The following is a 24,125-nucleotide window of genomic DNA, read 5'->3' as shown; positions in this document are numbered from 1 at the left end:
CAAGGACACACCGTGACTTCCGATTTTTACGACGACCCCGAACTCGCCGAACCGCATTTTTCTCTCCTTGAGCGCCTGCAGGATAAAGATGCCACGGTGCGCCGCATCGCCGTGATGGACCTGGCCGACCTGGACGGCGACGCCCACGTGCCGCTACTGCTCGCCGCGCTCGGCGACGATGCCGCCGTCGTGCGTGCGGAAGCGGCGCGGGCGCTGGAAGCCTTCGAATCGCCGGCGACCGTGCGCGGCCTCGCGCGCCTGCTGTCGGACGAAGACGCCGACGTGCGCGCCGCCGCGGCCCAGGGCCTCTCCGAACTGAAGCTGCAGGAATCTGCACAGGAACTGCTGCCGTTCATCGGCGCGATTGAGCCCTTCGTGCGTGCGGCCGCGCTGCGCGGCGTGCGCGAACTGCGCGTGCCGGACAGTTTTGCGCCCGCGCTGGCGGCCCTGGACGATGCCGATCCGCTCGTGCGCCGCGAAGCCCTGACCGTGCTGGGTTACCTGAAACGCCGCGATGCGGTCGACGCGCTGACGCGGCTGGCGATCCAGGATCCGGTGCCGGAAGTCCGCCGCGCCGCGGCCGGTGCGCTGGGTTTCGCGGAAGAGATGCCCGCCGTGCTGGTTGCCCTGCTGGCCGCATTGTCCGACCAGGCCTGGCAGGTGCGCGAGGAAGCTGCGACGACGCTCGGCAAGCTGCGCCTGCGCGACGCGGCGCCGGCCCTCATCGCCGCGCTGGACGACGCCTACTGGCAGGTGCGCCTGCGCGCCGCCCGCAGCCTTGGCCGCCTGCGCAATGTGGATGCCCTGCCCGGCTTGACCGCGGCGCTCACGCACACGATCGGCAATCTGCGCAAGGAAGCGGCGCTGGCGCTGGGCGAGATCGGTTCGCCGGCCGCCCTGCCCGCGCTGCGCGCGGCGGAAAACGACCCGGATCCGGAAGTGCGCAAGTCCGTGCGCCTCGCGCTGCAGCAGATCGGGGCGCAAGCATGACGGCGCTGCCGGAGACCATCGAGAACCACGCCGCGCAGGGCGTGCTGGCGCTGCACTGGCCGGACGGCCGCAGCGCGCGCGTGACGCACGCGCGGCTGCGCGCGGCGTGTCCGTGCTCGGCATGCCGCGCGCAGCGGCGGGCCGGGATCGAGGTGCCGGAAGACGCCGCCGTGCGCGTGGCCGCCATCGAGCCGGTGGGTGCCTATGCGCTGAACCTGACGTTCAGCGATGGGCACCGGCGAGGGATCTACCCGTACGAGATGCTGGCGACGTTCGTGTGATGTCGGCGTTCGCGTGGGCGGGGGCCGCCCACCCTACGATGTAGCGATGCCGTAGGGTGGGCACCCCGTGCCCACGCGAACATCAATCCGTACGGTAGCACCCCGTGCCCACGCGGACATCAGAACGCGATCTCGGTGGTCAATTCCTGCCCGAGATGCAGCTCGCTGCCGGCCCCCGCCGTCACGATGCAGTTCATGCCCAGGCACACGGCGCCATCCATGCGCGGATTGGCGCGGTAGGTCTGCAGGATGTCCAGCGGATCCGGGCCGGGAACACCCGTCGCCTGGTCGATGGACGGAATCGGGCAGCGCGCGCACGGCTTCACGGGACGGATCTCCACGTCGCCGATCGTGAGCGTCGCGAGAAAATCCTCTTCGCAGGCATCGATGCCGTCGACGACGAGATTCGGGCGGAAGCGGTCCATCTGCAGCGCCGTGCGGCCGGCCGCGACGAGGCGGGCGTTGAGGTCGTCCAGCGACGCCTGGCCGATCAGCAGCAGCGGATAACCGTCCGCGAAACGCGTCCGCGCTTCCACGCCGTTCGTCCACTTGGTGCTCGTCGGGCGCACGACGTCGCGGTGGAAACGCACGAGCCGGCACGGAGTTGTCAGCGCATTCGAAAACCAGTCCGCCGCCGCGTCGCCGCAATCGGCGGCGTCCACCGTGTCGTCCCAGATCTTCACCGTGCGCTTCGGCGCGGACGCGTCCCAGGCGAGCGGCAACACCAGCGGATCCATGCCGGGCGCATGGACGCGCAGCCTGTCGCCATCCGGCAGCGGCCGGACCAACGCCATGCGCGGATGCTCGCGCTGCGTGAGGAACTGGCCGTCTTCCGTCACCAGCATCCATTCGCGGTCGTGCACGCCCAGTGCGAACAGGCCGGATTCGAGCACGGTGGCGGACCGGACGGCGATACCGGCGCAGGATTTGATCGGGTACAGCAGCAGATGGGTTAGCAGGGCCATGGATCGGTTCGTTCTGATGGGATCTGAAGAGTCAGGCCGATAGTATGCACCAATCCACACCCGCGGTTCCTGTTTGCCAAGCGCATAAAACCCGCGTACACTCCGTCCCGTCGTTTCGTGGACTGCACGAAACGACGCCAATGCTAGGGGTCCTGCGCCGTCATCAACGGCGTGGGTGAGAAATACCCTCCGAACCTGATCTGGATAATGCCAGCGAAGGGAAGCTACAGAGTCGACGCGCACGTTCGCTGCACGTATTCTCCGCATCTCCTCCAGCTGGATCGCCGATCTTACGGGGAACTTCCAAACCTGCTGCGCGTTGCATTTTTGCCCTGCGATGCTCGCTGTACTAGCGTACAGCTCCGCGTCTCGGACAAAATTGCTGTCGCTCGCGACGGTTTTGAAGTGCCCCTCAGTGACCAACAAGGAGTGCACTTGAACGCCGATCCGAAATTCCTCTCCGCCAGCGCCACCGTCGACGCCGCCGCCGTCGCGCCGCTGCCCAATTCCCGCAAGGTCTACGTGACGGGCAGCCGCCCGGACATCCGCGTGCCGATGCGCGAGATCACCCAGTCCGACACGCCCGCATCGTTCGGCCATGAACCGAATCCGCCCGTGTGGGTCTACGACACGTCCGGCCCGTACACCGATCCCGACGCCGCCATCGACATCCGCTCCGGCCTGGCCCCGCTGCGCGCCGACTGGATCCGCGAGCGCGGCGACACCGAAGAACTGGCCGGCCCGTCGTCGCACTACGGCGTCGAACGCCTGAACGACCCGAAGCTGGCCGAGCTGCGTTTCAACCTGCAGCGCAAGCCGCGCCGCGCCGTCCCCGGCCGCAACGTCACGCAGATGCACTACGCACGCCAGGGGATCGTCACGCCCGAGATGGAATACGTGGCCATCCGCGAAAACCTGCGCCGCCAGGAATACCTCGCCGCGCTGGAAGCCGCCGGCCCCACGGGCAAGCGCATGGCGCAGATGATCGGCCGCCAGCATCCGGGCCAGTCGTTCGGCGCCAGCATTCCCCGTGAAATCACCCCGGAATTCGTGCGCGACGAGATCGCCAAAGGCCGCGCGATCCTGCCGAACAACATCAATCACCCGGAATCGGAGCCGATGATCATCGGCCGCAACTTCCTCGTGAAGATCAACGCGAACATCGGCAACTCGGCCGTGACGTCGTCGATCGGCGAGGAAGTCGAGAAGATGACGTGGGCCACGCGCTGGGGCGGCGACACCGTGATGGACCTGTCGACCGGCAAGCATATCCACGAAACGCGCGAATGGATCATCCGCAACAGCCCCGTCCCCATCGGCACGGTGCCGCTGTACCAGGCGCTGGAAAAGGTGCATGGCAAGGCCGAGGACCTGACGTGGGACATCTACCGCGACACGCTGATCGAGCAGGCGGAGCAAGGCGTCGACTACTTCACCATCCACGCCGGCGTGCGTCTCGCCTACGTGCCGATGACCGCGAACCGCCTGACGGGCATCGTCTCGCGCGGCGGCTCGATCATGGCCAAGTGGTGCCTCGCCCACCACAAGGAATCGTTCCTGTACACGCATTTCGAAGAGATCTGCGAGATCATGAAGGCGTACGACGTCGCGTTCAGCCTGGGCGACGGCCTGCGTCCGGGCTCGATCTACGACGCCAACGACGAAGCCCAGCTGTCCGAACTGAAGACGCTCGGCGAGCTGACGCAGGTCGCGTGGAAGCACGACGTGCAGGTGATGATCGAGGGTCCGGGCCACGTGCCGCTGCAGCTCATCAAGGAAAACATGGACCTGCAGCTGGAGCAGTGCCACGAGGCGCCGTTCTACACGCTCGGCCCCCTGACGACCGACATCGCGCCGGGTTACGACCACATCACGTCCGGCATCGGCGCCGCCAATATCGGCTGGTACGGCACCGCGATGCTGTGCTACGTGACGCCGAAGGAGCACCTGGGCCTGCCCGACAAGGACGACGTCAAGGACGGCATCATCACGTACAAGATCGCGGCGCATGCGGCCGACCTGGCCAAGGGCCATCCGGGCGCGCAGATCCGCGACAACGCGCTGTCGAAAGCCCGTTTCGAATTCCGCTGGGAAGACCAGTTCAACCTGGGCCTCGATCCGGACAAGGCGCGTTCCTTCCACGACGAGACCCTGCCGAAGGATTCCGCCAAGGTGGCGCACTTCTGCTCGATGTGCGGTCCGCACTTCTGCTCGATGAAGATCACGCAGGAAGTGCGCGACTACGCGGCCGGCCAGGGCATCGCCGCGAACGCCGCGCTGGAACAGGGCATGCAGGTGAAGGCCGTCGAGTTCATGAAGCGCGGCGCCGAGCTGTATCACAAGGAATAAGGATGGTCGAGATCGAACTGAACGGCGCCGCGCACACGCTGCCGGCGCGGGCCAGCCTGCACGACCTCGTGGAATCGCTGGGCCTCGCGGGACAGAAGCTCGCGCTGGCCGTGAACCGCCAGGTCGTGCCGCGCGAGCGCTGGCGCGACACGCCCCTGCAGGCGCGCGACCGCGTGGACGTGGTGCGCGCCATCGGCGGCGGCTGATCCTGAACTTCAAAAGGAATACGACATGACGAATACGACGCATGCGGACCGGCCGCTCACCATCGCCGGCAAGGCCTACAACTCGCGCCTGCTGGTGGGCAGCGGCAAATACCGCGACCTGGAACAGACGCGCGCCGCGACCGAAGCATCGGGCGCCGACATCATCACGGTGGCGATCCGCCGCGTGAACATCGGCCAGCACGCGAACGAACCGAATTTGCTCGACGTGGTGCCGCCGTCGCGCTGGACCATCCTGCCCAACACGGCGGGCTGCTACAACGCCAAGGACGCCGTGTACACCTTGCAGCTGGCGCGCGAACTGCTGAACGGGCACAAGCTCGTCAAGCTGGAAGTGCTGGGCGACGAAAAGACGCTGTTCCCGAACATGCCCGAGACGCTCGTCGCCGCGCGCGAACTGGTGCGCGACGGCTTCGACGTGATGGTCTATTGCAGCGACGACCCGATCCAGGCGCGCATGCTGGAAGACATCGGCTGCGCGGCGATCATGCCGCTCGCGTCGCTGATCGGTTCCGGCATGGGCATCCTGAATCCGTGGAACCTGTCGCTGATCATCGAGCAGGCGCAGGTGCCGGTGATCGTCGATGCGGGCGTCGGCACGGCGTCCGACGCGGCCATCGCGATGGAACTGGGCTGCGACGGCGTGCTGATGAACAGCGCCATCGCCGGCGCGCAGGATCCGGTACGTATGGCGGGTGCGATGCGCCTCGCGGTGGAAGCGGGGCGCGAAGCGTATCTGGCGGGCCGCATGCCGCGCAAATTCGCGGCATCGCCGTCGTCGCCGATGGCGGGCCGGATCTGATGGAGACCGCCACGCGGCCCTGCGTCCTCGTGTGCGCCGGCCTCGATCCGTCGGGTGGCGCCGGCATCCAGGCCGACATCGAAGCGATATCGGCCCAGGGCGCGCACGCGCTGCCGCTCGTGACGGCGCTGACGGTCCAGGACAACAACGCCGTGCGCGAAGTGGTACCCGTCGACGCGGGCCTGCTGCTGCGCCAGGCCGTGGTGCTGGCCGACACGGTGCCCATCGACGCGGTGAAGATCGGCATCCCCGGCAGCCGAGAAAACGCGGAAGCCATCGCCGGCATCATCCGCATGCTGCGGGTGCGCCGGCCCGGCCTGCCCGTCGTCCTCGACCCGGTGCTGGCCAGCGGCCGCGGCGACAGCCTGGCGCGCGGCGACGCCCTCGCTGCGCTGGCGCCGCTGCTGGCGCTGGCGACGCTCGTCGTGCCGAACCTGCCGGAGGCGGCGGCGCTGGGCATCTCCACGACGGGCGCCGACCTGCCCTGCCCTCACGTGCTGGTCACGGGCGGACACGCCAACGGCGCCGACGTCGTCAACCGCTGGCTCTCGGCCGCGGGCGCGCGCGAATGGCGCTGGCCGCGGCTGCGCGGCGAATTCCACGGCAGCGGTTGCACGCTCGCATCGAGCATCGCGGCGCGCCTGGCGCTGGGGGACACGATGGCGCAGGCGCTCGAACTGGGCCAGCGCTACTGCGACCGGACGCTCGCACACTCGTACGCCATCGCGCCGGGCCAGCGCATCCCGCGCCGCATCCATCCATAGGAGAACAGAAATGCGAGGTTTGTACCTGGTGACCCCGAACTGGGACGACACCGACCGCCTGCTGGACGTGACGGAACAGGCGCTGCGCGCCGGCGCCGCGCTGATCCAGTACCGCCACAAGGATGCGGGACCGGATCTGCGCCGCGAACAGGCCTCTGCCCTGCTCGCGCTGTGCCGCCGCAACGGCCGGCCGCTGGTCATCAACGACCACGTCGCGTTGTGCACGGAGCTCGATGCGGACGGCATCCACGTGGGCGGCCTCGATGCGCCGGTGGCGGCGGTGCGCGGGGTCGTCGGCCCGGACAAGATCGTGGGCGCGTCGTGCTACGGCGACCTGGAACTGGCGCGCCGCGCGCAGGGCGCGGGCGCGAGCTATGTCGCGTTCGGCGGTTTTTATCCGTCGCTCGTGAAGAAGTATGCGGTGACGACGCCGCCGGACATCGTCCTGCAGGCCAAGGCCAGCCTGTGCGTGCCGGTGGTCGTGATTGGCGGGATGACGGCGGCGAACGCGCGGCCGCTCGTGTCGCGCGGGGCCGATATGGTCGCGGCGATCAGCAGCGTGGTGCAGGCGCCGGATCCGTATTCGGCGGCGCGGGAGTTCGTGGCGTTGTTCTGAGCGGCCTGCGGCCTCGACGTCGCCCCCGCGAAGGCGGGGGGCCAAGTTTTGCGCCGCGTGAACGCATCGACATTGGGCCCCTGCCTTCGCAGGGGCGACGGTTCATGCGTTCGCGGTCAAGCCTTCGCCAGCTTGAACTGCGCCAGCTCACCGGTCAGGTAACCGACCGCCGCCCCGAACTTGTCCTTGTAATTGGCCTTGATGAGCGGGTCCAGCGTGCCCTTGACACCGGCGTGGATGCCACCCCAGTCGCCCGGATGCTGGAAGTTGCTCATGATGTAGGTCCAGCCATTGACGTCGTCGACGGCATGCAGGCCCGTCGACTCGCCGCCCGCCGGCACGGACAGCAGGCGCGCGAGCTGCTTCGTGTCGACGTTGTACGCCCACAGGAAGTTGTTCACGTGCTGGCTGCTGTCCTCGCCGATGAACAGCGTGCGCATCTTTTCCGAGAACTTCAGGTTGTCCGGGTTGCCCACCTTGTCCGGGTTCGCCGTGTTGCCGAGGGCGTCGGCGGCGATGTCTTCGCCGACCAGCAGCGCCTTCGTATCCGCCGGCATCCACTCGCTGTTAATGGCGTTGCCGGCCGTGTCCTTCTGGCCGCCCTTCAGGTTCAGCATCATGACGGCGCCCGCGTTCAGCGCCTTCGGGATCGAGATGCCATTGCCCGGCACGTTCAGCGCGTGTCCGGCGACCATCGAGCTCTGGCAGTTCTGCAGGGCCGAGTACGCAATCTTGTCCTTGATGTTGACGGTGGTGCCTTCCATCTTCGTGAAGCCCATCGAGGCGCCGACGAGGGCGGCGTAGCGGTGCGTCTCCAGGAACGCGGCCGCCTTTTCCATGCCGGCCTTCACCTTGAGCCACTCGACGCGGCCGTTCGCGGTGACCTTCGTGTAGGTGGCATCGGCCGGGTCGGTCGTCTTGACGTCCATGATGTCGGCCGGTTTCAGCGACGCGGCCAGCGAGCGGATTTCGGCGCTCGTGGCGGAACCCAGCTTGATCCACGTGAGCGGCGCGGCGGCTGCGGCCGGGTCCAGCGAGAAGCCGGTGCCGACCTTGGCCACGTACAGCGTGCCCGCCGACAGGTCTTTTTCCTTGTCGGCCACGAACGCGAAGTAGCCGCTGTTGGTGGCATCGTCGCCCATGATCACGGTGCGGTTGTCCGGCATGACCTGCACCAGCTCGTGCGAGATGCGGCCGAGGCAGTAGTGCTTCTTGATCGATGCGGTGCCGTCCGCGTTGACCGTCACTTCCGGCAGGTGGCCGTAGTTGTACGGGTTCGCCTTCGTCTCGTCGCCGTACAGGTTCTTGCTGAAGGCCTTGAATTGCGCATCGGAGGCGGCGAGGTAGGCGTTCGGCTCGTACTCCTCGCTCGACAAATGGGTGCCCCACGGCGACAGGCTCGCGCCGCACGTGATCCACAGGCCGTTCACGCTGGAGGTGTCGACGTTGTGGTACTTCACGAGCGTCAGCTTGCCGGTGGTCTTGTCCTGGTCGAGGGTCAGCACGGCGATCGGCGACGGCAGCCGGCCGTACATGTCGGTCTTGCCGTCCTGGGCCCACGTCGTGTACTCGAACTGCACGACGGCGAACACGGTATTGCCCTTCACGCCCGCCACGTTCGCGTTCGGCACCGTCAGCAGCGACGTGCCGTCCGGCGAGTCCGAGAAGAACTGGCGCTCCTTGCCGGCGACGGTGGTGTCGACGATCGGCTTGTTGTTGATGTCGTAGTAGCCGCCGGCGAGGATGGTGCCGCCGCTGCCGTTCGGGACCATGTCGCCCGTGATGAAGAACGGTTGATACGACAGCTTGAAATCGAGCTTGCTGCTGTCGCTGAAGTTGACCGTCATCGTCGAGCCGACGGAGGTCGTCGCCATCGCGGCGGCGGCGGCCAGGGTCGGCGCCGTCATCGACCCGAACGACACGCTGGCGAGGGTCACGGCCGGCGTCGTCGGCGCGGTGGTCGTCGGGGTGTCATTGTCGCTGCCGCCGCCGCAGCCGGCCAGCAGAGCGGCCACGCCGCCGGCGCCCAGCGGCAGCATCGGGGTGGCGCCCATCAGGCGAAGCAGGCGGCGGCGGGACACGTCGGGATTCGGGTTCATGCGTCAACTCTCCAAGGTTCACAAAAGGAATGCCCGGAGATTAGTTGACAAATATTTCACCCTAATTACAAGAATCGTCGGTCATTAAGCCGTCATCAGCCGCTCATATCATGCGATCGATTTTTCCGCCTTGACAACACATTGAAGGGTTTCGCATGCACCACCCCAATCCGCTGCGCCGTCTTCCTCTCGCCATCGCTGCCGGCACGCTGCTCGCGCTGACAGCTTGCGGCGGCTCCGATCGCAACGACAATGCCGACACCATACTCGCCATTCCGGCCGCGCCCGCCGACCAGGGCGCACCCGACACGGCGCCGGTGCCGTCGGCGCTGGCCTTCATCGATACGGCCGCCACCAACCAGCGTGGCGACGCCCGCTATGCAACCCTGGCGACCAACGCCGGTGTGCGCGTACTCGGCGGCATGCTCGACATCTGGAAACCCTTGACCGAGATCGTCGACGCCGGCGTCACCGCGCCCGCCGTGGATGGTTTCCCCGCGGTGGTCGCCTCGACCTGGACCGGCCTGCCCAACGACGGCACGCAAGGCGGCACCATCGTCAACGCGGCCGTTCACAACGCGAATATCGACTACGTGGTCAAAGCCACCGCCAGCCGCACTGCCGAGCAGACGCTGCAGGCCTACCTGGACGATCGCCGCAACAAGGGCTACAGCGTGACCGAAGGCATGGGTCCGCTGACCAGTGCCTGGCGCACGGCCACGCGCCAGACCACCACGATCACCGACATTCCGGCGGATGCCACCACCGTCAAATACGATGACGGCGGCAACAACAACGGCGTCGGCGGCGACGCCAATGCCGACTTCGGCAAGGTCGTCGACCTGATCAACTCGATGGGTAACAATGGCTCGACCGAGCCCGCCAAGCGCTTCTACAAATATGCGCGTCCCTACCGCTGGAGCAGCGCGGTGAAGGTCGTGCCGCAACTGGAGCCGGCCAAGAGCACGACCCCGAGCACCGACGGCGGTTTCACCAGCGGCCACGCGGCCGAGGCGACCCGCAATGCCGTCGGCATGGCTTACGTGCTGCCGGAGCGCTACCAGGAGCTGGTCGGTCGCGGCCTGGAACTGGGCGAAAGCCGCATCCTCGCCGGCATGCATTCGCCGCTGGACGTCATCAGTGGCCGGGTCCAGGCGCAGGCCGTGGCCGCCGCCAACCTGATCGCCGCGGGTGCCGCAGTCCGCTCCGCTGCCGTAACGCAGGCCCATGCGACCCTCATGAAGCTGACCGGCACCACGCCGGCGACCTTTGCGGCCTACGCCGTGTCCGGCACCGCCGCGAACGACCGTTTCGCCGACTACGCCACCAGTCGTGCCAACTACATCCGCCGGATGACGTACAACCTGCCGCAGACCGGGGCCACGAACCTGCCGGCCGTGGTGCCGAAGGGCGCCGAAGTGCTGCTCGAGACGCGGTTGCCTTACCTGACCGACGCGCAGCGCCGCGTCGTGCTGAAAACCACGGCGATTCCCTCCGGTTACCCGGTCCTGGACGATCCTGAAGGTTGGGGCCGCCTGAATCTGTTCGCCGCGGCCGAAGGCTATGCCGTCTTCACCGGTAACGTGATCGTGAACATGGATGCGAGCAACGGCGGCTTCAATGCGGCCGACCGCTGGCGCAACGACATTGCCGGCAGCGGGAAGCTGGTCAAGCAAGGTACTGGCGCGCTGAAGCTGGGCGGTCAGAACAGCTGGACGGGCGGCACCCAGGTCGAAGGGGGAACGCTCGAGGCGCTGTCGGCCAGGGCGTTCGGCAACGGCGACGTCTATGTCGCCGGCGGCGGTACCGTGGCCAGCAACGCGCCGGCTGCGCTGGTCGTGGGCGGCAACTACACGCAGCTCGCCGGTGCAACCCTCGAACTGCGCCTGGGTGCCGGCCAGCAGGGACGCATCAACGTCAGCGGCACCGCGACGATCGCCGGCGGCACGCTGCGGATCAAGTTCCTGGACGGCTACAAGCCGGCCGTTGGCGACACGCTGACGGTGATTGCTGCAACGAGCCTGAAAGGGAAGTTCGAGACCATCGCCGTCGACGGTTTCACCGCGACCCCGACCTATACCGAAACGGGTCTGCAGCTGCGTTTGAGCAAATAGCGATTACATGGATGTCATGGCGGGACGGCACCGGCGTGCGGCCGCGACGCCGAGCATGCCCGCGCCGAGCAGGCTCAGCGTGGCCGGTTCCGGCACGGCCGCGACAGGGTCGCCGTTCAGGTTCGCAACGTTGCCGATGGCGCCGTTGGTCGCCGTCATCGTGACGCGCCAGGCGGCCCAGTCCAGGTTGCCTGCACGCGGATTGAACCAGGTGTTGGTGGAATAACCGCGCAGCGCGTCGAAGCCGGTGCGGCCATGTTCTCCGATCGCCATCGTGTAGGTGCCGGCCTCGCCGAAGGTGTGGCTGAAGGCCGTGTCGTAACGGTGGACGGAGCCGTCGCCGAAGGTGAGGGACGAATCGTCCTCGTCGCGCAGCAGGGTCGTGCCCTTGAACAGCCACATGTTGACGTCGAAGCCGGTAATAACCCCGTCGCCGTTCAGGTCGACGTTGGTCGCCTCGTAGGCCAGCGAATCGAAGAACACCGTCGTCCCGGCCGTGACGGTGAACGTGAACTGCGAGATGCGGACATCGTCCACTTGGCCATCCTTGTCGCCGTCGATCTTGTGGATCGTGCCGTTGATGACGGTGGCGCGGGCGGCCCCCGCCAGTACGAATCCGGCGGCGCACATCAGGATCGTGAACAGCTTTTGCATGCGTTTCTCGTTGTTGAAAAACCCATACTCAGCAATTGGTGTGCCAGACCATCAATGCACGAGAAATCAAGGACTTGCGATAAATGACGGCCCGCTGTCAGCGTGGACGGCACCTCATTGCTGGGGTAATTGCCATAAATCATACATATGCCTGCCGCATATCGGCTGGATTGACGCGGTTTTGCGGCGACAATCGTCGCGATAGCGGGCTTTAAAGCGGCGGACGCGTTGTCAAAACCGTTGTCACCCCTTGCCTGGGGGCGGAAAGCCATTCCACGCGGCACATAACCGGATGCTGCCGGCATGGCAATGGCGACGGTCGGTGTTGATTACGGGAATCCTTGCGTTTCTTCAACGTTGCGACATTTCCGGCGCGTTAGGTTCCCAGAGCAATCAAACCACTGACGAAAGGGGACGCCTCGCATGAAACCCGGATACTTTGCCATTGACCTGTGCCTGATCCCGCTGGCCGCGACGGCCGCACCGGTCACGACACCGTACGCGGACAACAACGGCGCGCTGGCGCCGGCGAGCCAGTACAACGGCCCATTGTTCAAGCTCAGCCGCGCGTACCCCGCCAAGGCCGGGACGCCGGCCATGCATCGTGCACGAGGCGTCATCGTTATGGATCGGGAAGGATTCGGCTACGTCCGTCGGTGGGCTCGATTATCGACCGCATGGGGTCAGGAATGTCTATGTCACCGGGGTGGGTTGTTTCCGACTTCATGGTCGTGGAATCCGACGTTGACTATTTGTGGGCTGGCGCAGGATCTGGCGGAGAAAGCTGAGTGTCCAGTCCCGTTTGATCGTAAACGCGTTTGACGAATAATTCTGGCCGCTTCTGCTGCCATTCTTTGAGCGCGAGGATAGGCGTTTTACTGCCGATGGCGCGTTGTGGAATGTGGTGGTTGTACAGCTTCAAGTAGTTCAGCAATGTGGCCTGCAGGTCGGCCCTGCTGTCGAAGCGGGTTTGCTGTAGCAGTTCGTTGATCCGTCCGTTGAAGCGCTCGACCATGCCATTCGTTTGGGGATGACGCGGCGGTGCCAGTCGATGCTCGGCAGGCAGGCCTGCGCAAGCGACGTCGAAGGCGTGCTTGCCGCTGGGCTTCTTGTCTTTGGTGGCGAAACGGTCGGTAAATTGCGAGCCGTTGTCAGTCAGGATCTTGCTGATCTTGATGGGTGAAGCCAGCTTGAGCCGACGTAGGAAATCGACGCTGCTCGCCTCGGTCATGTCGCCATAGATGTGCATGAAGACCCAGCGCGTGGCGCGGTCGATGGCGACGAACAGATAGCGGCGCGAGGTCTCATCCGGCATCTGCGGCAGGTACTTGATGTCGATGTGGATGAAACCCGGCTCGTAGTCCTTGAAGGTCTTTTTCGGTGCGATGGTTTCGCCCTCGGCCTTCGGAATCACGTCTTCCAGGCGCGACATGCCTTCGCGCTTGAGCAGGCGTGCGATGCCCGATCGGGAGACGTCGGGATTGATATATTGCCGCGTAATGAAAAGCAGGTCGTCGAGGGGCAGATAGAGCGACTGGCGCAGTGCCAGAACGATGGCTTCCTGGGCCGTGCTCAGCGTCGTATGCAACGTGTGCGCACGATGCGAGCGGTCCTGCACGTCATCCCGTTTGAGCCACTTCGCGGCCGTCGCCCGTGTGATGCCGAAGACCTTCGCCGCCTGACGGTCCGATAGGCCGGAAACCTTGATCTCCTGCCGGACTTTCGGGGTCGTACGAGCTTGCGGATGGATGCGTGAACTCATGCTGCGAACTGCTCCTGTTGCGGTTGAATGCCGGGACTGCTGAACCCAGCAATCAAGTCGCCCAGCATAGCCCTTGCGCGAAACAAAGGCCAGCTACGACGAGGAGCATGATCACACGAAACTAAACACCTAAAACCGTTTGACACAATCAAGAAAAACCCCTGCTGTTGGATCGCTTGGAAACAGGGAAAATCGACGGCATTCAAATGCATATTGTCGATTTGAGCTCATCTACACATCAGTTGTCACCGAATTATATCGATCAGCTACTAAAATTTGACCAACGAAAACCATGACCTACGCATATCATAAATTCTTAGATTTTTTTACAACGGCCAACAAAGAGCGGCTTGATGGGTTGAATGAGGCTCATTTCGACGGCATGTCCCCCGAAGAAAGATCGAAGGCCTTCGATTATTTATTGGAAAGAGTGTTAAATGGCGGAAGCCGTGAAAGCGTTGGCGGGCTCTTTGTGGCCGATCCGGTGCGCGCCGTCCCTATAGTGAGACAACTATTGGATTCCGGGAAATTGCGCGAAGATGCAGAAATCTCGGCAGCGTGGGAACTTTACCAGATACAAGCGGATTCTTCATTGATACCGGTATTTATACGACTAATGTCGAGTGCAAACGAGACTAATCGGTCCAATGCCGCATTCTATGTACCCGCCGACGCGTTGACACCCGATCTTGATGCTGCATTAAAAGGCATGATCCGGACGGAAACGGAAACTCTTCCACTAGTTAATGCGATCAATAAATTGCTTGAATGCCATGGCATCACTAGAGAATCCGTCAGCAAGGAAGATTTCTCAAAATTTTACCTGGGATTGCGTAGCGATGTTTTGGCTGACAAGGAAAAAACATTCAGGCACCTCGACAATCTTTCCAGTTAGCGATTATTTGCTTCGCTGAATAGAACGATCACGAGGTCGTTCTAGCAAACATCTACGTCATCAACAGGAGCTCAGTATAGAAATGGCATTGCCAATCATCCGCTTAGGTGACCCCACTTCTCATGGTGGCAAAGTTATCTCAGCTTCTACCACGCATATCATTTCCGGAATCGGCATTGCCCGTGTCGGCGATAGCGTGTCCTGTCCAATACTAGGCCATGGCATAAACCCTATCATCGAAGGAGCTCCAACTTTCCTGATTGGCGACCGAATGGTGGCCTTGCAGGGCCATCATAGTGCATGCGGGTGCACACTGATTTCTAGCTTGCTCGCGGCAACCCATGGCTAAGTGTCAAGACCCGGCTGGTTATACACGCGTTTCCTGAACAATTCCGGGCGCTTTTCGCCCCATTCCTTGAGCGCCTGAATGGGCGTTTTATGGTTGAGAGCGCGTTGCGGAATGTTGTGATTGTAGATCTTGACGTAGTTGCGCAGCGTCGTTTCGAGTTCTGCGCGTGAGCCGAAGCGGGTCTGATTGACGATGTCGCTGATACGACCGTTGAAGCGCTCCACCATGCCGTTGGTTTGCGGATGCCGAGGCGGAATAAGGCGGTGTTCGATACCGAGCTGCTTGCAAAGTCGGTCAAACACGTGCGTGCCGCTCGGTTCTTTCTTCTTGCCGCCGGCCGTGAAGCGGTCGGTGAATTGGCTGCCATTGTCGGTGAGCAGCTTGACGATCTTGACGGGGCTGGCTTGGTGGACCTTGGCGAGAAAATCGACGCTGCTGTCGGTCTGGTCGGCATACAGCTCGATGAAGACCCAGCGTGTGCAGCGGTCGATCGCGACGAACAGGTAGCGCCTCGCCGTCTCGTCCGGCATCTGCGGCAGGTATTTGATATCAATGTGCACGAAGCCCGGCTCGTAGTCCTTAAAGGTCTTTTTCGTGGCGGGCGCGACACCTTCCTGTTCGACCAGGTCGCGCAGGTCTAACTCAAGCGCGAAGGGATGTCGCGTCTTGAAGACGTGATCCCGAAAGCCGAAGGCGAAGCGATTCAAGCGAAGAAGACCTTCAAGGACTACGAGCCGGGCTTCATTCATATCGATATCAAGTACCTGCCCCAGATGCCGGACGAGACCTCGCGCCGCTACCTGTTCGTCGCCATCGACCGGGCCACGCGCTGGGTCTTCATGCACATCTACGGCGACATGACCGAGAACGGCAGTGTCGATTTCCTGCGCCGTCTGAAGCTGGCCTCGCCCATCAGGATCAGCAAGATCCTGACCGACAACGGCTCGCAATTCACCGACCGTTTCGCCACCAGGGACAAGAAGCCCAGCGGCCAGCACGACTTCGACTTGGCCTGCGCAGCCCTGCCTGCCGAGCATCGCCTGACGCCGCCACGGCACCCGCAAACGAACGGCATGGTCGAGCGCTTCAACGGCCGTATCAACGAGTTGCTGCAGCAGACCCGCTTCGACAGTAGAGCCGATTTGCAGGCTACATTGATGAACTATTTGAAGCTGTACAACCACCATATTCCGCAACGTGCACTCGACGCAAAAACGTCTATCCTCGCGCTCAAGGAATGGCAGCAGAAACGGCCAGAACTATTCGTTAAATGCATTTACGATCAAATGGGACTCGACAAGTACTCACCCAAGAACACAGTAAATTCGCTGTCGAAACCTTTCATCATAGACTGAATCTCCGCTAGGCCTTAATGTATCTGCGCGCATAAAAAAGCCTCGGCTCAATGGAGAGACCGAGGCGTCGGATAGCCGTCGGGTCCGCCTGGACCCGACCTCACTCAAACGTTGAACAGGAAGTTCAACACATCCCCATCCTTGACGATGTATTCCTTGCCTTCCGCACGCATCTTGCCCGCTTCCTTGGCGCCCGCTTCACCCTTGTAGGTGATGTAGTCGTCGAAGGAAATGGTCTGCGCACGGATGAAGCCGCGTTCGAAGTCCGTGTGGATCACGCCGGCCGCCTGCGGGGCGGTGGCGCCGATCGGGACGGTCCAGGCGCGCACTTCCTTCACGCCGGCCGTGAAATACGTCTGCAGGCCCAGCAGTTTAAAAGCGGCGCGGATCAGGCGGTCGAGGCCCGGCTCTTCCATGCCGAGGTCGGCCAGGAATTCCAGCTTGTCGGCGTCGTCCAGGTTGGCGATTTCCGATTCGATGGCGGCGGAGATCGCGACGATCGGCGCGTTCTGCTTGTTGGCGAATTCCGTCAGCAGGTCCAGCAGCGGATTGTCCTTGAAGCCACTCTCGGAGACGTTGGCCACGAACATGGCCGGTTTCGCCGTGATCAGGCACAGCGGCTTAATCAGTTCCAGCTGGTCGGCGTCCAGGCCCAGCGTGCGCGCGGGCTGGCCTTCGTTCAGGTGCGGCAGCAGCTTTTCCAGGATCGCCACCAGCTTGATCGCATCCTTGTCACCGGCGCGCGCCTTCTTCTGCTCGCGGTGCAGGGCTTTCTCGGCGGTACCCATGTCGGCCAGCGCCAGCTCGGTCTGGATGACTTCGATGTCGTCGATCGGGCTGACCTTGCCGGCCACGTGGATGACGTTCGGGTCTTCGAAGCAGCGCACGACGTTGACGATGGCGTCCGTCTCGCGGATGTGCGACAGGAACTGGTTGCCCAGGCCCTCGCCCTTCGACGCGCCGGCCACGAGGCCTGCGATGTCGACGAACTCGACGATGGCTTTGACGACACGCTCCGGCTTGACGATGGCCGACAGCTGGTCGATGCGCGGATCCGGCACCTCGACGACGCCGACGTTCGGCTCGATGGTGCAGAACGGATAGTTTTCAGCCGGGATGCCGGCCTTGGTCAGGGCGTTGAACAGGGTGGACTTGCCGACGTTGGGCAGGCCGACGATGCCGCATTTGAGACTCATGGGAAGCTTTCAGGGTCGAATTACGAAACCTCGTATTGTACCTCCGCTTGCCTGCAAAGACCGCAAACAGGCCCGATTACGTCGTTTAAAGCGGACGAATCCGTGCAATATCGGGCTTGTTCACAAATGCCGTGAAGGCATCCCGCAGCCGCTCGCCCTCGTCCATCGCCAAGCGCCACGCACGGATGCGGGCATCGTGATCCAGCCCATAAAACTTGAAATCGCTGCGATCGATGATTTTTCCGCGCGGCATCTTGGCAAGAAACGCATGGCTCGGCGCCACGATCAATACATTGTCCAGCCAGCCGCGGTTCGGTCCGCGGGCGGCGCGGCGCCATGGCAGCGCCTTGTCCAGCCAGCCCGGCACGATGTGCTCTGAGAAATGGGGATACAGCACGATGTCGCCGGGCGCCTGCGCCGCCACCCGGGCGTACGGCAGCGCCAGGTTGTAATCGATGATGCCGCCGTCCCAGTAGTGGCCGGGCGGCGCGCCGGCGATGTCGCGCACCGGCTTCATCAGCATCGGGAGGGTGCCCGAGGCCAGCAGGCCGGCTGTCAGGTTGTCCGGCGTGAGCGGGGCGAAATGCGTGGCGAAGCTGTCGAAGCGGTCGCGCAGCCAGGGCGTGTTCGCACGGCGGTCGCCGAGCACGACGCGGTCCATCAGGTGCGCCAGCTTGTCGCGCGAAAAGAGGTTGTGCAGCGCCGCCGCGGCGAATCCGCGCATCTCGGCGTGACGGTGGCCGGGCGCCGCGAGGGCGCGCTTGCCGCGCACCGTCAGCACGTGCAGGCGGTGGTGCGGGTGATTGACGATGTCGTCCTCGTGGCCGCGCACGAATTCGTTCAGCAGGCCCTGCACGACGGCGTCGATCTGTTCCTGCGACGGCTTCGTGCTCGTATAGCGCTGGCCACTGTAGAGCTCGCCCAGGCGCGCGAACGCTTGCACCGGATCGCGCTGGCAGGCGGCCGCCATGCGCCAGGCGCCGATCGACGAGCCGATCAGCACGCGCTCGCGCGGCGCGCGCGGGAACCACTCGCCGAACACCCACTGGTCGAGGGCGCGGAACACGAGACCCTTCGGCCCGCCCGCCGCGGCAGGCACGACGGCGACGTCTTCCGCGCGCAAGCCGTGCGTGCGGATCCGGGCCAGGGCCAGCGGGCCCGCGTGGAAAGTCAGTGCGCTCATCGCGGAATTATCGCAGGAAGAGCACGATTGCGTAGGCTCAAGGGTCAACGGATCGCCCTCCGTAACATGGTCCGGTCGCCCTTCCGACTTGAGCATGTGGAGCCCGCATGACCAGTAGATATTGTGCCCTGCTAATGCTGATGATCGTCACACTGCTGGCGCCGTTCGGCCATGCGCGCGCCGGCACGGACAGCGATTCCTCCGCCATCGTCGAGCGCCATGTCCGGCACTATGTCGTCGAGCAGGACGGCACGTACCGGCTTGCCGTGGACGACGTCCGCACCATCGCCGGGTTACGTGCCCTGCGGGACCAGGGCCGGTTCGCCATCCGCTACGACAGGGCGCAAGACGACCTCGTATCGCTGGACGCATACACGCAAAAGCCCGGCGGGCGGCGCATTCCGGTGCCGCAGAACGCCATCCACGATCAGCCGGACGCGCACGCGAGAACCATCGTGTTCCCCGATGCGGCGCTGGGCGACCAGCTGGTCGTGCACTACGTCATGCGCCGCCGCATACCGCCGTTGCCCGGCCACTTCGAAGACGTGGCGGTCATGCCTTTTCAATTCCACCGGAACACCACCGTGATCTACGACATGCCGTCCACCCTGCCGCTACACGCGGATGCCGTCGGCTTCGTGCCGGTACCGGCCGACAGTCCCCCGGGCCGGCGGCGCTACCAGTGGCGCTACGTGAACGAGGCCGATGGGCATGGCGAGGCTGGCGCCGTCAGCGTGCTCGACGACGGCCACCGCCTGGCCGTGTCCACCTTCGCCGACTACCCGGCGCTCGCCGCCGCCGTACGCGACGCCGCGGCCGGCAAGGCGCTGCCCGCTCCCGCCCTCGCGGCACTGGCGCACCGGCTGGCGGACGAACTGCCCGACACGCGCGCCCGCGTGCTGGCCCTGTCGGACTGGGTGCGGAACAACGTCCGCCGCGGCGACGACAAGGACCACGCCACGCGGCTGCAAGCCATGCTGGCCGCCATCGGCATCGACAGTACGCCGGCCCTCGTCAACGGCGGCAACGCCTACCGGCTGCCGGACGCGCCCGTGCTGGCCGTCCTCGACCACATGATCCTGTACGTACCGGCGCTGGACCTGTTCGTCGACCCGGCGGCGGCATCCGTCCAGGCCGGCTATTTGCCGCCTGCGTTGCTGGGCAAACCCGTGCTGTTGATCAGGAGCGGCACGTTCGCGATGACGCCGGTGCTGCAGCCGCAGAAGGTCCGCGCGGTGGCCACGGTCGACGTCGATCATGACGGACACGTCAGCTTCAACGTGGACCGGGCCATGTCCGGCGCGCTGGCCGAGCCCTTGCGCGCGATGGCGCGCGATGTCGCGGCAGGCGGGCGCGAGCATGCCGCACGAACCAACCTGCGCGACGTGAAACAGGGCGGCGATGACGACACGCTGACGCTGTCCGGCACCGACAATGTTGGCGCCTTGCGCACGGGACGGACGCTGGCAACCAGCCACCGCGCCTGGAGCGTCGTGGACGCCGCCGTGGCAGGCCTGACGCAGGAACGCGACCGGCACCACGACTTCGTCTGCCCGGCCATCGACGCGGAGGACGAGACCCGCCTGCGCCTGCCGCCGGGCCTGCGGCTCACGTCGCTTCCGGCGCCGGCCAGCGTGATTACTGGGGGCATCTTCTATCGCGCGACGTATGTGCGCGAGAGCGACGGCGTGCTGGTCAAGCGCCGCCTCACATTCCGCCACGGCCGTGCGACCTGCTCGCCGATCGATGCCCGTGCCATGCAACCGGCGCTGGAACGCATCCGGCGCGACCTGCGCAGCCGGGTCGCCGTCGCGACCGATGCAAAGATCAAACCCGGGCGCTCAGACAGTGCCATCACGCGCAAACGCCTCGCGCCACCCGCACGCGTGCAGCCTGGCCACGGCCTCGTCCGTGAGATCGAAGCGCAGGTCGACGCGATCCCGTCCCGAACGGTAGCCGCCGGGCCAGCGGGCGATCTCGATGAAGCCGCAGCGTTTGAAAAAGCCGGCCGTGTGCGGATGCGTATCGACCGTCACGTAGCGGGGCCGCAGCTTGCGTCCGGCCATGTGCAGCAGGCGATAGGCCAGCAGCGCGCGGCCGATGCCCGTGCCGTGGCGGTCGGCCCGCACGAGGCCGAACACGAGCGTGCCGAGGTCGTAGAACTCGGACAATTCGTAGCCACCGAAGCCGACGATCTCGCCCGCCTCGACCACGACGAACAGCGGACCGTCCGGGTCGTCCAGCGCGGAACGCAGCCATGATTCCTCCGATGCCGGGAAGTGAGCCGGCACATTGGAGCGAAAGGCCGCCAGCACGGCCTTGCGGTCGTCCAGACGGTAGCGGCGGATACTGATCTTCATGGCGGCAGCCTAGCACAGTGAACTGTCGCGCGCCTTGTACGCCAAGGCAATGGCCGTTACATTAGTGCCATGCAACCCGATGAAACCATTACCGTCGAAGACGCCGTGCAGGTGCTGGCCATGGTCGGCGACCTGTCCATGGGCCTGTCGCCGGATCACTCCATCCGCACGGCGCGGCTTGCCGCCCGGCTGGCGGAAGAAAACGGCGACGGTGCCGATGCCTGCACGAGCACGAGAATGGTGGCGCTGCTGCGCTGGTCGGGCAGCACGGCGACGGCGGCCGGATTCGCGCACCTGCTGGGCGACGACGTCAGGGGCCGCCATGCGATGGTGACGCGGACGTTGTCCGGCCACGCCGGCCTCACGTTCGCCAACGTGATGCCGCTGGCGCAAATGCAGTGCGAGGTGGCGGGCGATATCGCCGTGCTGCTCGGGTTGCCGGGAGACGTCGAGAACAGCCTGCGCCACCTGTTCGGCAGCCACCACCGCGGCGACATGCAGGACGTGCTGTTCGCCCCGAACATCCCGCGCGCCGTGTTCTATGTGCGCCTGGCCGGCGACCTGGAAGTGCTGGCGCCCGCGCATGGGACGGACGGCGCCTTGCGCCTGATCGGCGAACGCGCCGGCGTGAAATATCCGGCGACGTTCGTGCAGAGACTGTCGCCGCATGCGCAGGACTGGCTGGGCATGCTGGAAGAACCGTCCTGCGCGGCCGATTATCCCGGCCACGACCGGCGCGTGCCGTTGTCCATCGTGGCCGACGTCATCGAACTGAAGCTGCCGTGGCTCACGGGCTATTCGCGCCGCGTGGCCGCGCTGGCGCGGCGCAGTGCGTCGCTGGCCGGCATGATGGCACTCGAAGAAAGTCCGCTGGTGCGGGCCGCGCTGCTGCACGGCATCGGCAAGGTAGCGATACCGAACGTCGTGTGGGAGCGGCCGGGCAAGCTCGATGCGGATGACTGGGACCAGGTGCGCAAGGTGCCGTTCTGGACGGCGCGCGCGGGCACGCAGATACCCGCGATCCAGCACGAGGCCACGCTCGCGTCCTTCATCTACGAGCGCCTCGACGGCAGCGGTTATTTCCGCAAGGCGCGCGGCGAAGCGTTAGGCATGCAGGAACGGCTGCTCGGCGCGGCCGCCGCGTTCGTCTCGCTATGCTCGACGCGGCCATGGCGGCCCGCGCATGGCGAGGCGGCCGCGTCCACGTTGATGACGGCACAGGCGGCGGCCGGACGCTTCGACCGCCAGGCTGTCGAGGCCGTCCTCGCGGCGGCCCGCGGCCCCGCACAACGGCCGCCCGTGCGCGACCGCCTGCTGTCCGATCGGGAACTCGAAGTGCTGCGCCACATCAGCCGGGGCGAAACGAGCCGCGAGGCGGCCCGCGCCATGCGCATCACGCCGGCGAGCGTCCGCATGCACGTCGACAATATCTTTCAGAAGCTGGAATCGGGCTCACGCCCCGCGGCCACGTTGAAGGCGCTGGCGCGCGGGCTAATCTGAGACTCGTGAACACCGGGGTCAGAGCCCGATTTTGAGCAATTTCCAAATTTCGGGCTCTGACCCCGGTTTGCGGCAACGTCAGTCCGTGTGCAGCTGCATCGTCGCAGCGCTCATCTTGCCTTCGCATACCATCGGGATAATGCGCAGGCTTTTATCGATGGCTTCCTCGATCAGGGTCTGCTCTTCGCGGCGCGGGCGATGCAGCACGAAGTCGGCCACGGCCTGCTGCAAATTCAGCGTGCGCGGATGGCCGATGCCCAGGCGCAGGCGCCAGTAATCCTGGGTGCCGAGCGCGGCCGTGATGTCCTTCAGGCCGTTGTGGCCGCCCGAGGAACCACCGCGCTTGAGCTTGGCGGCGCCCGGTGGCAGGTCGAGTTCGTCGTGCACGACGAGGATCTCTTCCGGTCCGATCTTGAAGAAGCGTGCCAGGCCCCCCACCGACTGGCCGGAGCGGTTCATGAAGGTCAGCGGCTCGAGCAGCCAGACGTCCTTGCCTGAGATCGATGTCTTGGCGACCATGGCGTTGAAGCGCGATTCGCGCTGCAGGTGGCAGCCGGGCAAGGAGTTGGCGAGGTTGTCGACGAGCCAGAAGCCGGCATTGTGACGGGTTTGTTCGTATTCCGGGCCGGGGTTGCCGAGGCCGACGATCAGGCGAATGTGCATAAAACGTGAAAATCGAGCGTAAAGCTCGATTATCACGTAAAACGCGGCCGGCGCGGCCGCGTGAACGATCATTGAGCGCTTATTTGCTCGCGGCGACCGCGTCCAGGATCACCTTGGCGACGTCCGCCGGACGCGACTGCTGCGGCACGTGGCTGGTCGGCAGCTCGGTCGTCTTCGCGCCGATGGCCTTCGCGAAGCGGCGCTCCAGGTCCGGCTGGATCATGCGGTCGTTCTTGCTGACGATGTACCAGCTCGGGTGGTTTTTCCAGGCGGCGACCGTCGTCTTCTCGCCGAACGCTTTCACTGCGATCGGGCCCTGGGTGGCGGCCATCACGGCGGCGTGATCGGCGGGCACGTCCTGGGCGAAATTCTCTTTCAGCACGGCAGGCGACAGGCTGGCGAAGCCGAACTTGTCGACCGTCAGCTTGGTGATGCCCGGTGCCGGCGGCAGGTCCTTGCCGAGGTCGGCGGTAGCCTGGCCGGCATCCGGCGCGAAGGCCGCGACGTAGACGAGGCTGGCCACTTTGTCGCCCGCGCCCGCTTCCGTGATCACGGTACCGCCCCACGAGTGGCCGACGAGCACGACCTTGCCCGGCTGGTTGTCGATCGCGCGCCTGGTGGCGGCGACGTCGTCGGCCAGCGACGCCAGGCTGTTCTGCACGGCCGTGACCTTGACGCCCTTGGCCTGCAGCAGCGGGATCACTTTGGCCCAGTCGGAGCCGTCGGCGAATGCGCCGTGGACGATGACGACGGACGGTTGCTCGGCGGCGGTGGCGGCGTGGGCGAAACCGGTGCCGGCGGCGGCGATGGCGGCGGCGGCAGCGGCGGCGACGTTGCGGAGGACGGTGTTGATCGATGCTTTCATGATGGCTCCCTTAGTTGGTCAGTAGGTGGTTCGTTGTTGGGGTGTCGATGGAAGCCAGTGTAGAGAGACGGACCGAACCGCGGTATCGGTCGATCGACCGACCCCGACCTTGCCGCCGCACGTCATCGTCGTTACAGTA

20 protein-coding genes, 3 pseudogenes and 1 riboswitch are annotated in these 24,125 nt (G+C 65.1%); of the genes and pseudogenes, 13 read left to right on the top strand and 10 right to left on the bottom strand.

Annotated elements, in window-relative coordinates; genetic code table 11:
• Nucleotides 1-12: 12 nt before the first annotated feature.
• The gene (locus ACEN98_RS17885; protein WP_413386197.1) at nucleotides 13-990 is read left to right on the top strand and encodes a HEAT repeat domain-containing protein; all 978 of its coding nucleotides are present in this window, start codon (nucleotides 13-15) and stop codon (nucleotides 988-990) included.
• The gene (locus ACEN98_RS17880) at nucleotides 987-1,271 is read left to right on the top strand and encodes a DUF971 domain-containing protein (RefSeq protein ID WP_413386195.1); all 285 of its coding nucleotides are present in this window, start codon (nucleotides 987-989) and stop codon (nucleotides 1,269-1,271) included. Before ACEN98_RS17885 ends, ACEN98_RS17880 begins: the two co-directional genes overlap by 4 nt.
• Nucleotides 1,272-1,390: 119 nt before the next feature.
• On the opposite strand, the gene ACEN98_RS17875 is transcribed toward ACEN98_RS17880, so the two are convergent.
• Entirely contained in the window at nucleotides 1,391-2,236 is an 846-nt protein-coding gene (locus ACEN98_RS17875) for an MOSC domain-containing protein (protein WP_413386193.1), read from the bottom strand.
• Between the two features lie 135 nt (nucleotides 2,237-2,371).
• A riboswitch (TPP riboswitch) is annotated at nucleotides 2,372-2,475 on the top strand.
• Between the two features lie 196 nt (nucleotides 2,476-2,671).
• Here ACEN98_RS17875 and thiC point away from each other — a divergent pair.
• Genes thiC through thiE form a run of 5 tightly spaced genes read left to right on the top strand, consistent with a single transcriptional unit; the run spans nucleotide 2,672 to nucleotide 6,991 of the window.
• Complete coding sequence (gene thiC / locus ACEN98_RS17870) at nucleotides 2,672-4,585, top strand: phosphomethylpyrimidine synthase ThiC (protein WP_413386192.1); 1,914 nt, start codon at nucleotides 2,672-2,674, stop codon at nucleotides 4,583-4,585.
• Nucleotides 4,586-4,587: 2 nt separating this feature from the next.
• Nucleotides 4,588-4,791, top strand: a complete 204-nt coding sequence (thiS, locus tag ACEN98_RS17865; RefSeq protein WP_413386191.1) for a sulfur carrier protein ThiS — start codon at nucleotides 4,588-4,590, stop codon at nucleotides 4,789-4,791.
• 25 nt (nucleotides 4,792-4,816) lie between these two features.
• A complete protein-coding gene (locus ACEN98_RS17860) occupies nucleotides 4,817-5,611 on the top strand; it encodes a thiazole synthase (RefSeq protein WP_413386190.1) in 795 nt (264 codons plus the stop codon).
• Nucleotides 5,611-6,375, top strand: a complete 765-nt coding sequence (thiD, locus tag ACEN98_RS17855; RefSeq protein WP_413386189.1) for a bifunctional hydroxymethylpyrimidine kinase/phosphomethylpyrimidine kinase — start codon at nucleotides 5,611-5,613, stop codon at nucleotides 6,373-6,375. The genes ACEN98_RS17860 and thiD overlap by 1 nt, the downstream gene beginning before the upstream one ends.
• 10 nt (nucleotides 6,376-6,385) lie before the next feature.
• On the top strand, nucleotides 6,386-6,991 hold the full coding sequence (thiE, locus tag ACEN98_RS17850) for a thiamine phosphate synthase (protein ID WP_413386188.1): 606 nt from the start codon (nucleotides 6,386-6,388) through the stop codon (nucleotides 6,989-6,991).
• A 116-nt stretch (nucleotides 6,992-7,107) separates the two neighbouring features.
• On the opposite strand, the gene ACEN98_RS17845 is transcribed toward thiE, so the two are convergent.
• Nucleotides 7,108-9,090 (bottom strand): PhoX family protein, encoded by a 1,983-nt coding sequence (locus tag ACEN98_RS17845; RefSeq protein ID WP_413386187.1) that lies wholly within the window; start codon nucleotides 9,088-9,090, stop codon nucleotides 7,108-7,110.
• Between the two features lie 155 nt (nucleotides 9,091-9,245).
• Here ACEN98_RS17845 and ACEN98_RS17840 point away from each other — a divergent pair, with 155 nt between their 5' ends.
• The gene (locus ACEN98_RS17840) at nucleotides 9,246-11,204 is read left to right on the top strand and encodes a phosphatase PAP2 family protein (protein WP_413386186.1); all 1,959 of its coding nucleotides are present in this window, start codon (nucleotides 9,246-9,248) and stop codon (nucleotides 11,202-11,204) included.
• Between the two features lie 3 nt (nucleotides 11,205-11,207).
• On the opposite strand, the gene ACEN98_RS17835 is transcribed toward ACEN98_RS17840, so the two are convergent.
• Nucleotides 11,208-11,858 (bottom strand): DVUA0089 family protein, encoded by a 651-nt coding sequence (locus tag ACEN98_RS17835; protein ID WP_413386185.1) that lies wholly within the window; start codon nucleotides 11,856-11,858, stop codon nucleotides 11,208-11,210.
• Nucleotides 11,859-12,606: 748 nt separating this feature from the next.
• A complete protein-coding gene (locus ACEN98_RS17830; protein WP_413386184.1) occupies nucleotides 12,607-13,620 on the bottom strand; it encodes an IS481 family transposase in 1,014 nt (337 codons plus the stop codon).
• Between the two features lie 292 nt (nucleotides 13,621-13,912).
• Between ACEN98_RS17830 and ACEN98_RS17825 the strand changes: the two genes are divergently transcribed.
• Nucleotides 13,913-14,515 carry a hypothetical protein gene (locus ACEN98_RS17825; RefSeq protein WP_413386183.1) on the top strand — a complete coding sequence of 201 codons (603 nt, stop codon included), beginning with the start codon at nucleotides 13,913-13,915 and terminating at the stop codon, nucleotides 14,513-14,515.
• A gap of 82 nt (nucleotides 14,516-14,597) precedes the next feature.
• The gene (locus ACEN98_RS17820; protein ID WP_413386182.1) at nucleotides 14,598-14,864 is read left to right on the top strand and encodes a PAAR domain-containing protein; all 267 of its coding nucleotides are present in this window, start codon (nucleotides 14,598-14,600) and stop codon (nucleotides 14,862-14,864) included.
• On the opposite strand, the pseudogene ACEN98_RS17815 reads toward ACEN98_RS17820, so the two are convergent.
• A pseudogene (locus ACEN98_RS17815) lies at nucleotides 14,861-15,502 on the bottom strand (integrase core domain-containing protein); the annotation flags it as partial. The gene ACEN98_RS17820 and the pseudogene ACEN98_RS17815 overlap by 4 nt on opposite strands.
• A 3-nt stretch (nucleotides 15,503-15,505) precedes the next feature.
• Between ACEN98_RS17815 and ACEN98_RS17810 the strand changes: the two are divergent.
• Nucleotides 15,506-16,219, top strand: a pseudogene (locus tag ACEN98_RS17810) (integrase core domain-containing protein); the annotation flags it as partial.
• Between the two features lie 104 nt (nucleotides 16,220-16,323).
• On the opposite strand, the gene ychF reads toward ACEN98_RS17810, so the two are convergent.
• Both ychF and ACEN98_RS17800 read right to left on the bottom strand, forming a co-directional pair.
• The gene (gene ychF / locus ACEN98_RS17805) at nucleotides 16,324-17,415 is read right to left on the bottom strand and encodes a redox-regulated ATPase YchF (RefSeq protein ID WP_105378846.1); all 1,092 of its coding nucleotides are present in this window, start codon (nucleotides 17,413-17,415) and stop codon (nucleotides 16,324-16,326) included.
• Nucleotides 17,416-17,500: 85 nt separating this feature from the next.
• Entirely contained in the window at nucleotides 17,501-18,598 is a 1,098-nt protein-coding gene (locus tag ACEN98_RS17800) for a patatin-like phospholipase family protein (RefSeq protein ID WP_413386181.1), read from the bottom strand.
• Between the two features lie 107 nt (nucleotides 18,599-18,705).
• Here ACEN98_RS17800 and ACEN98_RS17795 point away from each other — a divergent pair.
• Nucleotides 18,706-19,278, top strand: a pseudogene (locus ACEN98_RS17795) (DUF3857 domain-containing protein); the annotation flags it as partial.
• A 1,161-nt stretch (nucleotides 19,279-20,439) separates the two neighbouring features.
• Here the strand turns inward: ACEN98_RS17795 and ACEN98_RS17790 are convergent.
• The gene (locus tag ACEN98_RS17790) at nucleotides 20,440-20,958 is read right to left on the bottom strand and encodes a GNAT family N-acetyltransferase (RefSeq protein ID WP_413386180.1); all 519 of its coding nucleotides are present in this window, start codon (nucleotides 20,956-20,958) and stop codon (nucleotides 20,440-20,442) included.
• A 69-nt stretch (nucleotides 20,959-21,027) separates the two neighbouring features.
• Here ACEN98_RS17790 and ACEN98_RS17785 point away from each other — a divergent pair, with 69 nt between their 5' ends.
• The gene (locus ACEN98_RS17785; protein WP_413386179.1) at nucleotides 21,028-22,458 is read left to right on the top strand and encodes an HD domain-containing phosphohydrolase; all 1,431 of its coding nucleotides are present in this window, start codon (nucleotides 21,028-21,030) and stop codon (nucleotides 22,456-22,458) included.
• Between the two features lie 78 nt (nucleotides 22,459-22,536).
• On the opposite strand, the gene pth is transcribed toward ACEN98_RS17785, so the two are convergent.
• On the bottom strand, nucleotides 22,537-23,121 hold the full coding sequence (gene pth / locus ACEN98_RS17780; RefSeq protein WP_413386178.1) for an aminoacyl-tRNA hydrolase: 585 nt from the start codon (nucleotides 23,119-23,121) through the stop codon (nucleotides 22,537-22,539).
• Nucleotides 23,122-23,200: 79 nt separating this feature from the next.
• Complete coding sequence (locus tag ACEN98_RS17775) at nucleotides 23,201-23,986, bottom strand: alpha/beta fold hydrolase (RefSeq protein WP_413386177.1); 786 nt, start codon at nucleotides 23,984-23,986, stop codon at nucleotides 23,201-23,203.
• Nucleotides 23,987-24,125: the final 139 nt, after the last annotated feature.

The sequence above is a fragment of the Massilia sp. CT11-137 genome (genome assembly GCF_047302885.1).
GTDB lineage: Bacteria > Pseudomonadota > Gammaproteobacteria > Burkholderiales > Burkholderiaceae_D > Telluria > Telluria orientalis.
This window is presented reverse-complemented; position numbering and strand designations above follow the sequence as displayed.